The sequence below is a fragment of the Bradyrhizobium sp. STM 3843 genome (assembly GCF_000239815.1).
Lineage (GTDB): Bacteria > Pseudomonadota > Alphaproteobacteria > Rhizobiales > Xanthobacteraceae > Bradyrhizobium.
In genome coordinates, this window is the sequence record NZ_CAFK01000314.1 from 50811 (window position 1) to 66309 (window position 15499).

Here is a 15499-nt window from a genome sequence, read left to right on the forward strand (position 1 = left end):
GTCGAGGCGTTGAATGAACATGGCCTCTCCCGCTCGCGGGAGAGGCCATTGAATTTCGTGCTCAGGGCTGTTGTTGTCCGCCGCGACGGCGCTCGTCGTCCTTGTCGGCGGGCTTCTGCGAATTGACGTCCGTTCCGCTGGCGCCCGTCGGCGGCTGGGTGTCGACGCTCGCGCCGGCACTTCCACCGCCATAACCGACGACCTCGACGATGATAATCGAGGGCCGGTCGCTATTCTGCGGCTGCGTGGCCGGGGCCGCCTGCTTGGTCGCAGCGGTGGCGTTGGAGGCCGTGGTCAGCGCCGCCGTGTTCGGCGGTGGTGTGAAGGACAGGCCGGTGATGTTGGTCGCCTGGACGTTGTAACTGTTGAGCACGGTCAGCGCGGCCAGGGTCACACTGGTGCCGCGCAGGCCGGCCGAACCGAGGTCGATCGTCCCGTGCGGCGCCACCAGGGTCACGTTGCTCTTGGTCGGATCCTGTCCCGGCAGAGTCAGCAGCGCGGCGATGCCGGCGCCGGTGACCAGCCCCTGCGGATTGACATAGCAATAGCCGTCCAAGGTGCAGATCTCGCTGACGGCCGGGCTCGAGGCGTAGGTCTTCGGACCGGAGCCGGCGCTGATATCGCCATTGGCGACGAACACACCGATGTCGCCGCCCTGCTGGGTCATGATGCGGCTCTGGTTCACAACGACGGAGTCATCAGTAAAGATGCGAATGTCTCCACCGCCCAGCGTCAGGATGCCCTCCTGGTTCGGGAGCAGCGTATCGGTCGAGCTGCGGCCGACAGTGATGCCGCCGCCGGGCCCGATGATGTTGATGTCGCCGCCCTTCTGCGTCTCCAGCACCGATGAGGCGATGTTCATCTTGCCGGTTGCGACCTTCGCCGCCGCGCCGTTGCCGCTGCCTGTCGTGTTGTCGGTATAGCCGAGGCTTGGCGGGAACAGAGCCGAGATCGCTTGATAGGCGCGCGCATATTGGCCGAAATATTTGTTGGTCGGATCCTTGGCGTCCTTGCCGACCTGGATCAGCAGATCCAGCAAGGCGCGGTCGACCAGGAGATGCTGCCGCGTCGCCGGCAGGGTCTGGAAGGTGGCCCAAGCCTGGTCGCGCGATTGGCCCAGGGCGGCCGCGATGTCGGCTAAGAAATCAATGCCGCCGCTCCCGGCCCGAGTCGGATCGACATACTGCGCGATCGCTGCCGCATAGTCGATGCCGGATTTGACCCCGAACAGGACATCGAGCTCGGCGCCACTGGATGGCAGATAGGGCTTGACCGCCGGTTGACTGCCCGCGCCGTTAGCCGCCACCAGTGCGCTGCCATCGCCGACGGTGGCGATGCCTTGGCTGTTTGTTGTGAGCGGACCGAGATTACGTCCCGCCTGCAACAGGAAGGTGCCGGGGCCATAGAGCAGGTAGTTGCCGCCGATCAAGTCGTTGCCGGCAACGATGCTGGTGATGTCGCCCGCATTGTTATTCTGGCCGGTGAATTGGAAGCCTGTGATCTGCGGACCGCTGCTGGTCGTCGCCACCACATTTCCCGCAGCGGTCGCCGCGTAGACGTTGTTGCCGGCCTCGATCAGCGCCGGCTTGATCAGCGTCATGTTCGTGGGTACGCCCGTGGCGGGGTTGACCGCGTAAATGTCCTGTCCCGCGGCGATGATCACTGGCTGAGGATCGTTGGCATGCAGCGCCTGCGTCAAACCGGGCAGCACCAACCCGAGCGGGCTGATGTAGTTGCCGAGAGTCGATGGGTTGTTGATCGCGCTGCTGCCAACATACTGGGTCGACGTGGTGTTGAGATCAGGCATGTTGAGCGACGGCCCAAGGAAAATCGACTGCGCCGCGACGATACTGAGAGTGCCGGTATCGCTGCCGGTCCGGGTCGGAATCGGGACCAGGTTGGCCGCGGTCGCGCCGCTGAGATCGACGTTGCCCTGCAACGATACCACGTCGAGGGTGGCGGGCAGCAGCAATCCTATGCTTACTCCATTCGGGCTAAGTGTCGCGAGAGTGTGAAAGAACAGACCGCCCACATTATCGGAGTTCGTCGTATCGATGGTCAGGGCGGTCACGTTACCGGCAGTGCTCTCCAGCGCGATCCCGCTGCTGGGACCGAACGTGGTGAAAAGACTGCCCCAGCCGGGTGTACTGTTCTGTCCGCTGCCGTTGGGCCAGGAGCCCTTCGGCGTGCGCACGCTGCCATCCGGCAGAAGGGATGCGGGATCATAGACCCCGCCGAGAGTGATAGATCCACGCGCGCTGACGCTCACAAAGCCGTCCTGCACCGCCAGCAGCAGCGGCAGCGGGATTTGTCCAACGACGGCGGCGTTGAGGCTCGACCCCGGCCTCCCCACCTGCGACAACATCGTCTGTTGCCGGGTGATCGGGTTCGATGGATCGACCTGGACCGTGCCGCCGACCTGGATCAGCCCGCTCCCGCGGCCGACCAGGAAATCGCTGCTGAGGAGGTCGCGCCCGGCCTTCACGACCAGATTGCCGCCACCGTAATAGGTGGCTACCGGATTGATCAGATTGCCGCTGGCATCTTTGGTGCCCGTGCCTCCGCTGACCACCAGGGTTTCCGGCAGAGAGGCACCGACATCGACGATGTCAGCGCCCGATGTCAGCGAGATGTTGCCGCCCCCGAGCGCGCCGAAGCCCTGGAAGAAGGAGTTGAAATTGATCCAGGCCGAAGTCTGGCAGACTCTGCCCGAAAGGCAAGTCGAGGTGGCTGTAAACGGCGTCGCCGTTCCGTTCGAGCTCCCGTAGTGAATGTACCAGGAGCTCCAGAACTCGCCAGTCGGACCGTTCGGGACCCCGTACTGGCTGCCAATGGAGTTATCGGTGGGGGTCTCGATGCCGATGATGGAACCGCCCGCCGTCACCGTGACCGCGCCGCCGCCGCTCGACCAAGCGGGCAGGCCGACGAGGCCGGTCGGAGTGGTCTTGTAGTTGGCACCGGCGGCGGGCGCCGTGTAGCCTGCCGGCGTCACCACGCTTGCGCCTGCCGTATAGACGGCGCCCGGCGCCACCTGGTCGATGAAGGCGACGTTGTCGGCTGCGGCAACGTCGATCGATCCGGTGCCGGTCCGCACCAATGTCGGGATATTGATAGTCGCGAATGTGATACTCGTATTGCCTGTCGTGCCGCTCACCGGATCCAAGTAGGTCGTATGACCGTTGATAAGCACGCTGCCCGTCGTGTTGCTGGCGGTCGCGGGATCGGAAATCGCCACCACGGCGTTGGGATTGGCCGAAGGCGTGGTGCCGAGCGCGGCGCCGGCGACGAAGTCGTAAGAGAATGAGCCGTTGTTCGTCCCCTGGGTGATCGACATCAGGCTCGCCGCCGAGGTGGTGTTGGGGTCGTTGACGACCGTGCCCGAGACCGAGGTCTGCGCCGGGTTGTTGGCGATCAGGTTGGCGACCAGCCTGTAGCTCGTCGCCGCGGCCTTGCTGAAGCCGTCGAAGGGCTCGTAGAAGCCGTCGCTGATGGTGGCGTTGATGGCGACGTTGTTGGCGGCGCGCAGCGCCAGCATGCCGGCGTCGCCGGCAAAGGCGCTCACCGTGGAGCGATAGGCCGGCGTGTAGCTCGTCAACGGCGCGTTGCGGCTCGAGGTCGGGACGGTCGCCGTGGTGGGCACCATGCCGCCGAGATTCCAGTTGCTGGCGACCGTGATGTTGCCGCCGTTGATGGCGTTCGAGGGATTGACCAGCCCGATCTCGGGCCGCACGTGCAGCGTCTGCGGCGTGCCGGAAGCCTGCGCCACCGCGCTGTTCGTCAGGCTCTGGGCGACAGCGCCCGGCGCGTTGGTCTTGATCGCCGCGCCTGACAGATCATAGCCGGTCAGGCTGGTCTGCTGAACGAACTTCACCAGCGTATTCTGATAGAAATCCAGGTGCGCCAGATAGGCGCCCGCGACCGCGGTCGCATTGCCCGTCGCAGCGTTGTAGTACGACGTCGGATAGATACCCGTGGAGCCAGTCACGGCGGTGGGAGTGACGACCTGCGTGCCCGTCGCATTGAAAAAGCCGGCAGGATCGATGATGCCGTCGAAATGCTGGTCCATCTGCGCTTTTTGCGCCGCGGTCAGCGCGTTGTATTGCGCCACCGTGGTGATGGAGTTGCAGCCGGCGGGAATCAGCGAGCATCCGTCGGTGGTGCTCCACACCGCATAGGCGTCGAGCACCAGCCCGCCGCCGCTCGGCTTGCCATTGGCGTCCGCGCTGGTGACGATGGTGCCGTGGAATTGCGCATTGAAGCCGCTGCCGGTCAGGATCGGCGCGCGCAGGATCACCTGCCCGCCGGTGTTCGAGATGTTGGCGCCGCCGGGGCCACCGCTGACGTCGAACGTGGTGTTGGCGGCGACCGAAATCGCGCCCGAGGACGTGACGTTCTCATAGCCGTAGGTGTTGTTGAGCGTGCCGTCCGGCGTGCCCGAGGTGCCGAGCTTGATGGTGCCTCCATTCTGCACCAGCAACGAGCTGCCCTTGGCATAGTTGGGGTCGCGCGGATCATCCGCGACCCAGGCCGCGGTCAACCGCGTCCCGGCCCCGATGCTCACGCCGTTTGTGCCATAAAGCGAGATCAGGCCGTTGAGGCCACTGGCATCGAGCACGGTGAGCTGGTTTGCCGGATTACTCACGTCGCCGCTGCCATAGATCTGCACGTTGCCGTTCTGGGCATCGAGCATGATCTGGCCGGCACTCAGGGCCGACACCAGCGAACCGGCGTGTTGCCCAATGACGATGTCGCCCTGCTGCAAGGTCACCGCGATGCTGCCGGTGAAGCTGGTCGGCAGCAGGCTGCCGGGCTCGAGCGTGCCGACGTTGAGCGTGAAGTTGCCGCCGATATCCTTGAAGGCGGCGTGTCCGTCCAGCGTGCCCAACAGCCTCGCCTTGCCTTGGGCCTGGATGGTCAGAGATCCGGCAAAGCCGATGCCCACGCCCGAGACGTCGACGCTCGCCCCGCTGTCGATCAGCACGTTGCCGGTGTTCGACACCAGCTGGACCTTGCCTCCCGGCGCGTCCTTGACGATGTCGAGCACGGTCACCTCGGAGCCGGAGGCATCGATCACGGCGCCACTGTAGAGCTCGACGTCGCCGGAGGTCGCGATCAGACTGACATTGCCCGACAGCGCCTGGATGTTCGCGTAGTCATTGACCGATCCACCGGTGATGGAGAGCGCGCCGCCGATATTGCTGGCGACAGCGTCTGGCGCCGTCCCTGCACCGGTCAGAAGCGTGACGGCGCCCGCGGTGGTGACGGACTGGGTCGCGCCGCTGTTGACAAGGAGGACCGGGGCCGAGAGCTGCATGTTCGCGGCGCCGGCGTTCAGACTGCCGGTGCCGCTGAAGGCGATCGCCCGGTCGGCATTCAAGAACACCTGGCTGACGCCCCCGATGGTCTTGGTGCCAAGATCCTCGGTGAGAGTATCGGTGGCATGCAGCGTGACCGTGCCGCCGCTCCCGCTGATCGCGGTGCTGGTTGCCGTGACGCCGCGGCTGTTGGCGAGGCGGATGTTGGTCGCATTGACGGTGGTCTGGCCACCATGGCTGAACAGGCCGGCGCTGTCGAAGATCAGCGTGTTGATGGGATTTGCCGAAGCGACCCCAATTGTCAGATTGCCGCCGTCGCTGGCAGCGTCGTAAAGATTGATGACGGTCGCGCTGCGCAGCCGGACCGAATCCGCCCCATTGAAGTTGGCGAGCGCGGCCGCGTTCAGCGTGATGCCGGAGCTGCCACCGCCGATGTTGATCACCGAACCCGCGATATCGTAGTTCCGGGCGATCAGGGAAGCCGTCGAAGCGAGCGCGCCGCTGCCGCTGGTGTCGAGCGTCAGCGCGTTGCCGCCGTTGATCACCGCACCGGCGCCGATCGAGAACGCGCCTTGAGGCGATGTGGCGGTCGGCAGCGGACCCGGGCCGCTATATTGCCCCGGCACATAGTTGCGCGTGACGTTGACGAGCGTGCCGTTGGAGACCCGCAGCATCGCGCCGTCGCCGCTGACACCGGCGGTATATCCGGTCAAATTGCCTTGGTTGTCATGCAGCGCCACCGGATTGGCGCCGAACGAGATGTCGCGATCGGTGCCGCTCGGCACCACGCCTTTGGCTTGGATCACGCCGCCAGCATCGACGACGAGGCCGCTGCCGCCGCCGAGCGAGACCAGCAGCAATTCGGGCCCCGTCAGGGCATGCGCCGCGTCGGTCTTGATCTCGAGATTGGTCGCGGTGGCGGTGATGTTCTCGACGCCGCCCACGATCGATGCGGTGCCGCCGATCAGCACCGAGCTGGCGCCGAGATTGCTGATCTGGTCGGCATCGAGCACGAGATAGTTGATGCAGCCGGACGCGCTGCTGACGCGACAATCGCCAGCCGGCAGGGTCTGGTCGCTCGCGAGGACCACGATGTTGCTGCCGCCGATCTGCACTTGGCCGCCGCCGCCGACCAGTCCAGCCGCCAGGTCGCTGGTGCCAGGGCCGAACAGGTTGGCGCCCGCGAGGTTGAGGGAGTTGACAGCGCCGAGCACCAGCGTGCCGCCGTCGATCGGCAGCGGCGGCGGGGTCTGGCCGGCGGCGATGGCCTGGTTGCGGAAGAAAGTGGTGCCGGAGGTGATGTCGATGCGCGAATATTTCGACCACACCGACTTCGACTGCAGCTGGAACAACGCCGATTGCGACGAACTCGCCCCGGTGAGCGCATTGCCGAGCGTGCCGACGACATATTGCGAGCCATCCAACCCCGTCGCGCTCCGGGTCGTGCCGGGATTGACGTTGCTCGCCACCTGCACCACGCGGTACGCACCAGGCAAGGTCGCGTACATGCCGGGCAGCAGCACATAGGTGCCGGCGGGAATGCCGTTGCCGCCGGAGATGGTCACGGTCTGGCCGGGAGCGATCGCGTTCGGTCGAACGGCGGAGCTGGCCGAGGTCGACCCTGCCGCCACGGTGACGCCGGAATAATAGGTGGAGGACGCGAAGGTCGGATCGTAGGCCGCAACCGACGCTTCATAGGCCGGGACCAGCGCATACACCTGGCGCCCGTCGGCATAGGTCGACGAATAGGTCGTTACAGTGGCGCCGGGGGACGTCGTCTGCTGAGACGATGTCAGCACGTTGCGGGTGCCGCCATTGCCGGCGACGAATTCGGTGGCATAGATGTCGCCGCCGCCGCTGAGGTCGAGCACCGCGCCGGATTGCGTGGTCACGTTGTTGCCGTTCAGGCTGATCGACTTGTTCGGTGGCGCCGCCAGCGTGCTCGAACCGAAGCTCCAGGTAGTATCGTCGACCGTGGTACCATAGGGGATATCGAGACCGGCGGCGGACACCGAGGTGAGGCTGCCCTTGCCGAGCGTCACGGTCTGGGTCGTTACGAATTGCGGCGGGGTCAGGCCAAACCCGCTGAACAGGTTTGTAATTGCTGTCGGCATGGTCGTGGGTGTGCCCACCACAATGGTGCCGAGCGGCGCCCACAGCGTGCCCTCCTGATCGATGGTCTGCGCGCTCAGGATGATTTCGCCACCGGCGGACAGCGGCGCCGCAGCCGGGCCGTTCGGCAGGATCGTGAGCATGCTGGCTGAGGCAAGCGTCCCTGTGGAGGCCAACAGGTACTGCGTCCCGGTCACCGGATAGATCTCAGCCGCCCGCAGGGTCAGATTGCCCGGCGCGAGCAGGGCCCCGACGAGGTTCGACGTCGTCGTGCTCCCAACATTGCCATAGTCGGGGGAGAGCAGCCGAATGGCGCTGCTGCTCGCAAACGTTGCGTTTGCGATGTTATCAAGCGTGATTCCGCCTTGGAGATCGATCCATTTCGCCGACACGTTCAAGGTGCCGTCCGCGAGCTTCGGTGCGAGGACTTGTCCGTTCGATCCCGCGAAACGGATATAGCCGGCCTTCAGGTTGACGGTCGTACCGCCGATGCTCGGAATGCATGTCGCTCCGCAATTGGAGGCGGTGTACTTGCCCGGATCAGTCACCCCGGCCGGCAGCAGGCCGCTGCTCTGCGGCAGCAGAATGATATGACCACCGAGGGTCAGCGCGCCGGGCACCGTCACGTTCACCGAACCGCCGAACGCGACGGTCGGGGAATTGAGCGTGACGGAATCGAAGCCGCTGTTACTCAGCGTATCGGCGCCGATGAAGCCGCCCGCCGGCGCGCTTGCACCGAGCGCTGTCAGGTTTGCAGCGACGATGCCGGCCCGCTCGATCACGAGCGAAGTGACGCCGCCCACGGTCAGGCTGCCGCCGGTGGCCAGCGGCGCGCCGCCGGCTGCATTGACGGTGCTGGCGAAATACATGCTGCTGGCGGAGAGCTGCAGGCTGCCGCCATTGCTCCAGGCACCCTGCCCGCCGTCGCGCGGCGAGAAGCGGATCAGCCCGCTCGCGGCCGATACTGCGGCTCCCTGAAGATCGAACTGCGCGCCGGGTTGCGCGATGATCGTCCCAGGCGCGAGCGAACTGCTGGCGGCAGTCAGCGTGATGGTGCCGCCGTCGAGCACGGTCCCGGTCGAATAGGCCACGACCTTGGGGTTGGGCACGAACGTGCCACTGACATCGAGCAGCGCCGTGGATTCGATCAGGACATTGCCGCCCGATACGTTGATGGCACCACCCTGTGCGATGATGCTGCCGCGAATGTCGGCCGTCGTTCCGGCGCTCAGCGTGACGGTGGCCTGCGGGTCGGCCTCGATGCCCGCGCCGGCATCGAGCAGCACGCCGGCAGTCGCGGAGGCCAACGTCAGGCCCGCGGGGTGGCGCAGCCCCTCGGGAAGCAGCCCGACCGACGCATAGTCGCGCACCCGCGCCCCCGTCGGCGCGGCGAGCAGGTTGGCGTTCACGATCGCATTGGTCTGGCGCGGCGTCACCTGCGTACCCGACGTCACCGTGGTGCCACTATAAGCACCATTGACGACGATCTGCGAGAAGCCGCTGGTGAAGAACGAATTCGGCAGCACCAGTTCGCCGGCACGTGTGTCGGAAACCGCGTAGCTGGCTGCCGAGGAGGCGCCGGTCCCCGCCAGCGCGGTCGCAGTCGCGCTGGACACATAGGACGTGACCTGCGCGGCGTTGCCATCAACGGTCACAGTCGGCACCTGAAGGGTCAGCGTTCCGCCGCCGTCGAGCCCGTTGGCGTAAATGTTGCCGCCGAGCACCACGTTTGCGTAGTTTGCAGGCTTCAAAGTACCGTCAGCCCCCTGGGGCGGAACGTTAAAGCCATTGTTGTTCCCTGAATTCGGCAGTGCAATCCCACTAGTGAAACCGCCGCTATAAGTCACGACGGACAGGCTGCCGCCTTTGCCGATTGGAAGCCCGTCGGATGCTGCCTTCAGCTTTCCGGTGGTACCGACATTGCCGCCGCCCGAGACATCGACGATGCTTCCCGGCGCCATCACGATGCTCTGCGTGATGTCGGTGAACACGCCTGGGCCACTGCGCGGCCCATTGCTAGCAGCGAGCGTGGAGATACTGATGCTGCCACCATTGGCGAAGCCGGCACCCTGCACCTCGTCACGCGACAGGCCGCTGTCATTGACCCATAGCCCGTGCACGTCGAGCACGGCGTGCGAGCCGATCACCACTGCCGCAACCGGCGGCGCTTGCGGGATATTGGTCGCATAAGTAAAGCCGGTGAGATTGATGCTGCCGGCGGGGGCCGACAGGGTGCCGTCGATAGTGGTGACGCCATCGAGCGTGATGCTGCCTCCCGCGCGCACGGACAGGACCGCCCCTGTCTGCATGCTCAGCGTGTACGCCCCTTTGATCGAGACTGAGCCGAGGCCGACGCTGGAAAGCGTGTCGGTGAAGATCGGCAGCACGCCGTTCGCCAGCATCGGCGTCCAGCTCGCAGCATTCGCGAAGGTCAGCCCCGAGAGGCCATAAGGATCTGCACCGGCATTGGCCTGCGACTCCAGCGTCACATTGAGTGTACTGGGGATGCCGGCTCCGCCGTTCAGATTGATGCTCAGCGATGCGCCATTCGGCATCTTGTCGGCATTGGCAAGATTCGACGATCCGGCCAGCGCGCGCTGGCGTGTCCCGGCGATGACGTTGGCCACGATGTCGCCGTCGAGCACGGGCACCTGTGCCGTCACATTGATCGCGCCGCCATTGGCACCCGCGACGTAGCCCTGCTCGTAATGCGCGCCGTTGCCGGCGAGGCCGGCCCAGGTTTCGGTCACGCCCCAATGGGAATGATCGACCGTGAAGCCATTATAGACCGTATATGACAGGCTCGGATCGGCGCTGCCGATATCGTAAATGCGCCCATTCGAGCCGAGCAGCCGCGTGGTGGTGATGACGCCGCCGGTGTACTGCACATAGCCCGCCGAGACGTTGATGCTCGAGCCCGGCATCTGCACGACGTTCTTGGCTGAGGAGGTGAAGCTCCCGCCCGCGGTCAGGATCTGATCGATGCTTTGCGGAATCAGGCCGACAAAGCCGGCGGCGTCAAGCAGCGGCGAGCCGACCCATTGCAGGCCGTCGGCGCGCGTCCCACCGAGGCGCGCATCAATGCTGACGGTCTTGCCGATCAGCGCGGCGGCGAGCGGCGAGTCCGCCACCTCGGCCTGGGTTACCAGGATGTCGATCTGGTTCATCGACATCGGCAGGGTCACACCGGCAATCCCGGACAGATCGACGGTGCTGCCGGCTTCGAGCAGAACGCTGCCATTGGCGTTGGCGCTGCTGATACTCAGCGCCGCACCCGGCGCCTTGATGAAGGCACCGCCAAGACCCGACCCATGGCCCTGGACGTCCACGCTGCCCTGGGCCTGAATGGTGAGCACCGGCTGCAGGACGGTCTGAAAATATTTCGCGTTGTTGGTGCTGTTCGCATTGGTGGGGGACGTGAGGGTCGATGTCGGCAGCGTTCCACTGCTCTCGTCGGGCAGGATCGTCGTCAGGCTGTCCGCACCGAGCACGATATCTCCGCTGCCGGTCGTGGTGCCGCTGGTGCTGAGCACGATCGAGGCGGTGCGCGTGGTACTGGTGGTCGATGCGATCCCGCCGAGCTGGCTGATCTGGCTGCCGACGACCGTGACCGCGCCGTCATTGGCAATCAGCAGACCGTTTCCGGCATTGGTGACGGGTGCGGGCGCGCCCTGGACCTGAACCTGCAGCGCGGTGTCGACGCCGACCACATTGGAAGGCGGCGTGACGAGGGTGATTGAGTTTCCTCCGCCATTCACTGCGCCCGCGGCCGCCAGGATGATCTGGCCGTTCTGGGTCGTGATCGTGCCGGCGTTGCTGACACCGCCCGTTCCGAGCAGCGCGACAAAGCCGCCGTCGCCGCTCGTGCTGAGATTGCCCGTGGTATCGATCCGTGCTCCCGGCAGGACGCTGACCGTGGCAGTGGCCGAGCCGCCGGTGCCGGTCGCGAAACTCGCAGCGCCGCTGCCGTTGGAGGGCCAGATTTGCGGCCCTATCGATGTCGTCTTGTCCGGCACCGTATCGGAAAACAGCCCGTTCTGAAGATATTGTTGATAGTTGTTATTGCTGAGAACGGTCGAGAGATCGAGCGTGGACGCCACCAGCGTATGAACGTTGATCTGGCTGGTGCCGGTGAAGATGATGCCGTTCTGATTGATGATGTAGACCGCGCCATCCGCCTTGATCGCGCCCTGGATCTGGCTCGGCGCAATGCCCGGCGCAATCTTGTTCAGCGCCGACCAGTCGGTGTGTCCCTGCTGGTTGAACACGACGGTGGTGTCGCGGGACACGTTGAAGGTCTGCCAGTTCAACAGCGCGTGCGATTGGGTCTGGTCGATGCTGACTGTGGTCTGGCCATTGCCGGTGCTCTGGGTCGGGGTGTTCGCGCCGACCCAGGTGGTGACGGGATTGGCCACGCCCGTTGCGGTGAGGCCGCTGTCCGGGACCAATCCGCCGGCCGCCAGACCGCTTGCGATCGCGCTCTGCCCGGCCGCGGCGGCCGCGTGCGCCGCGTTCTGCGCCGCCTGCATGGCCTGAATGGCGCTCAAGGCCCGGGTCATCGATTGCTGGCTCGATTGCGCCGCCTGCTGGGCCTGCTGCGCGGCTGCTGCGGCGGCCGCGGCTGCCGCAGCGGTCGCTGACGCGGATTGTCCCACGGCGCCCAATGGACGCGCGCTCACCCCCGAACTCGCTGCAATCGCGATAGCGATCGTGCTTGCACCCAACAGCAGCAAGGCACGACGTGCAGCGAGGCGAGTACCAAAAAGCGCGGGCATGCAGGGGCCTTTCAAAGCAGATAACGAACCAGACCCACGCACGCAGCCGCCAGCGCAAGCCAGCTATGGCGCTGCCGACAAGTCGACACCGCCAGATCAACGGCAACAGGTCAAATGATCGGCCCTCACCTAACCACCGCCCCCCGCCTGCGCCCAAGCGGAAGCGCCCGATGACTCGGGGATACGCCTCTCCTCATCCCTAAGACGGTTTGACGACGGCTAACGCGCAAGCCCGCGGTGAAAATTCGTCAAATATTCACCTCACCGGGCCGGGCGGAACCGCAACATCACGCGAGCGCTAGCGCCGACCCCGCACCGTGGCATCCGCCGCCCGGATGTTCTTGTCCGCGACCCCGAACAGAACGAAATCGACCGAGCGCTCGCCCTGGGTCAGCACCAGCCGCCGCGGCTCGACCTTATCGACTTTCCAGCCACCAAAGTCGTCGCCCGCCCGCACCCGCATCACTCTGTCGACCGGCCGTTTGCCGACCGAGCGGATGACCGCCCGCCCCTCTCCGTTTTCACTGACGATGCCGAGCACAACCAGGCTGGGCGGCGGCGCCGGCGGTTGTGGTGGCGCCTCCTGTCTCATCACAACAGGAGCTACGATCTTGGGTGGCGGCCGCCGGGTCGGTGAAAACAGCGGACGCTCATGCGTGGCGGTCAGTTCCTGCAACGACTGCAATTCTACCGGATTGTTGACTGCAACTTCGCCACTTCGGGCGGCGCCGATTGTTGCAACCAGCGCAGCGCCGAGGATGAGCACGGCCAACATCGACGCTCGATCGCGCACGCCGTGCCTGCGCGTTGTCAGCCTGACCATGCCATTCTCCATCGCCCGTCGACATCAGCGTCATCCGAAAATGCGACGGTAACCTGCGTCAAATGAATCGGCCAGGCAAGGCTCACGATGCAGTTCCAGCGCAAGCGGATAGCTGTCGCAGCTTGTTTGCGTCAAATCGATGAAGGCGAATCACAACTGAACATTCTCGCTATGCGCGAGAAGCGGCCACCGCCGTTAACAGCGCGTCATCGAAGTCGAACACATTCCGCGTGTTTCGGCGGAAGCCGCGTCGCTGACGTTGCATCCACAATCGGCACCACGACAAGCACCAAAGACAAATCGCGTCATGCGTTCGCGTCGCAATCCCGCCGGCCTCTCGGCCGGCCTCGCATCGTTGCTGCGCGGCGGCGTGATCGTTGCCTCAAGCTTGATGATTGGGTGCGCCGTGGGTCTCGGCCAAGCGCACGCTGCCTGCGAACTGCATTCGCGGACCGGAACGATCACCCACGTGGTGCAGATTCAACTCGACAATGTGCATCTCGCTCGCGACGAGCCGTTGGTCCCCTCGGATCTGGAACAGATGCCGCGGCTACGCGAGTTCTTTGCCGATGGGACGATCGGCAACAATCGGCCGAGCGCTCTCCCCTTGCAGCAGGCGCCCGATATCCTGACTGTCCTGACCGGACTGCTTGGTGACCGCACGGGCGTTCCCGTCGGCGACAGCTACGGCACGTTTCGGAGCGACGGGACCGTCGGCCTTTCCTCATCATTCGGCTACTGGACGGCAAGCGGAGGCGATGGCAGGCCGCTGATGCTGGCCGACACCGGCAGGACCGTCGCGGCGCCGTGGGTCCCGTTCACGCGTGCCGGCTGTGACGTGGGCGCATTCGCGACCACTGGCCTCACGCTTCAAGCGCTCGATGCCACGGTCACGAACATATTGAGCGCCTCGGAAGCGGAAGCAGCGGCACGTGATCCCATCGCGGCCGAGGCGGATCTCTTCGGCATCGCCATTCATTGTGCGCGCAGCAGCCCGCTGTGTAGCAACGCCCAAGCGCGGCCCGACCTGCTGCCTGACGAGCCGGACAGCTATGTCAGCTTCAGCGGTTTGTTTGGCAATGGCCACGTGCAGCCGGTGATATCGCCCGGAGGCCCGGTGAGAGCGCTCGACGGCAAAGTCGTTGCCGACACTGCCGGCCATCCAGGTTTTCCGGGCCCCCAACCTGTCGCAGCACAGGCGCTCGGCTACGCTGCAGCCATGCTGGAGGCCGGTGTGCAGGTGGTCTACATCTCGATCGGCAACGCCCATCATCGCAGCGGCATGCGCGACTCCGGCCCGGGCGACCCGGAGGACCTGGGGAGGCTCGCCGAATATGACGCCGCATTCGGATCCTTTGTCGACCGACTTGCAGCCGACGGACTCAGCAAACGCAACACACTCTTTATAGCGATCTCGACCGGCAATGACCGTTTCACCGGCGGCCCGCCGCAACCGGCGACATGCGACGGATTTCAGCTGCCATGTCGTTACGGTGCAGTCGGCGCAATCGACGCCACGCTCGATCGCCTGCTCGCCTCCGAACGTCGCAACGTGACCAGGTTTGACATTCAGCCGGGCAGCGCACCCGCCTTCTATATCCATGGCGGCCCACAGCCCAGCGATCCGCTGACGCGCACGCTCGCGCAGGACGTCGGCAAACTTACGGTTCAAAATCCCTCGACGGCAAAGACAGATCGGCTCGCGGGCCTGCTTGCCGACCGCGCACAGATGCAAATCATGCATCTGACCACCGGCAGTCCGGCGCGAACGCCGAGCTTCCTCATGTTCGGCGATTCGAACTATGTCTATCGTATTGCGAATAGTCATGCAGATTGCGCCACGCCACCTGCTTGTGTCGCCATCGACTCGGAGGTCCCCCGGGTCGCCGGAGACATCCAGCAAGGCGACGGCGGCGGCTGGTTCGGCCTCGCCGGGCCCGGCGTTGCAAAGCTCGGGCAGGCCGACATCGTCTCCTACCCTGCGGATCTGCGACCGACGCAGCTTGCGCTGCTCGGGCTCAAGGATACCTACGTCCACGATGGCGTCGTGCTGGTCGAGGCGCTCGAGGACCAGGCGCTACCACCGGCAATCGCGAGGTCGCGCGATGCCTACACTAAAATGGCGCAGGCCTACTGGGGTTTGAACGCGCCATTCGGGCCGCTTGGCCGCGCCAGCCTCGCACTTGCCACGCAGGCGATCAGAGGCAGCGACCTTGCCTACGAACGCTATCTCGACGCGATCGGCGCCATCCAGATGAGGCGCGATGCGCTGGCGAGAGACATGAAGACCCTGCTCGATGGCGCTGCATTCGCGCAGCTTCCGATCGCCTCTGCTGATGCGGACAGGCTGATCGGCCGCGCCACCACGCTGATCAACGACGTCGAAAATCTTGCAGGCCGCAGCCTGGGACCCGCGGATCGTCCGTGGAAGGCGGCAAGCGATGTGCACTGACGTCAGACCTGCCGATCTGAAC

The 15499-nt window shown here is 65.3% G+C and carries 3 protein-coding genes; 1 reads left to right on the plus strand and 2 read right to left on the minus strand.

What is annotated here, in order from left to right; genetic code table 11:
- Positions 1–61: 61 nt before the first annotated feature.
- On the minus strand, positions 62–12106 hold the full coding sequence (locus BRAS3843_RS33910) for a filamentous haemagglutinin family protein (protein WP_139025055.1): 12045 nt from the start codon (positions 12104–12106) through the stop codon (positions 62–64).
- Between the two features lie 394 nt (positions 12107–12500).
- On the minus strand, positions 12501–13025 hold the full coding sequence (locus BRAS3843_RS39080) for a hypothetical protein (RefSeq protein ID WP_008973751.1): 525 nt from the start codon (positions 13023–13025) through the stop codon (positions 12501–12503).
- A 307-nt stretch (positions 13026–13332) separates the two neighbouring features.
- Between BRAS3843_RS39080 and BRAS3843_RS33920 the strand changes: the two genes are divergently transcribed.
- On the plus strand, positions 13333–15477 hold the full coding sequence (locus BRAS3843_RS33920; RefSeq protein ID WP_008973752.1) for a hypothetical protein: 2145 nt from the start codon (positions 13333–13335) through the stop codon (positions 15475–15477).
- Positions 15478–15499 lie beyond the last annotated feature (22 nt).

What these genes read in the sequence shown, in the direction of transcription:
- BRAS3843_RS39080 (WP_008973751.1), bottom strand. Translation starts at nt 13,025, where the DNA reads ATGGTCAGGCTGACAACGCGCAGGCACGGCGTGCGCGATCGAGCGTCG.
- BRAS3843_RS33920 (WP_008973752.1), top strand. Translation starts at nt 13,333, where the DNA reads ATGCGTTCGCGTCGCAATCCCGCCGGCCTCTCGGCCGGCCTCGCATCG.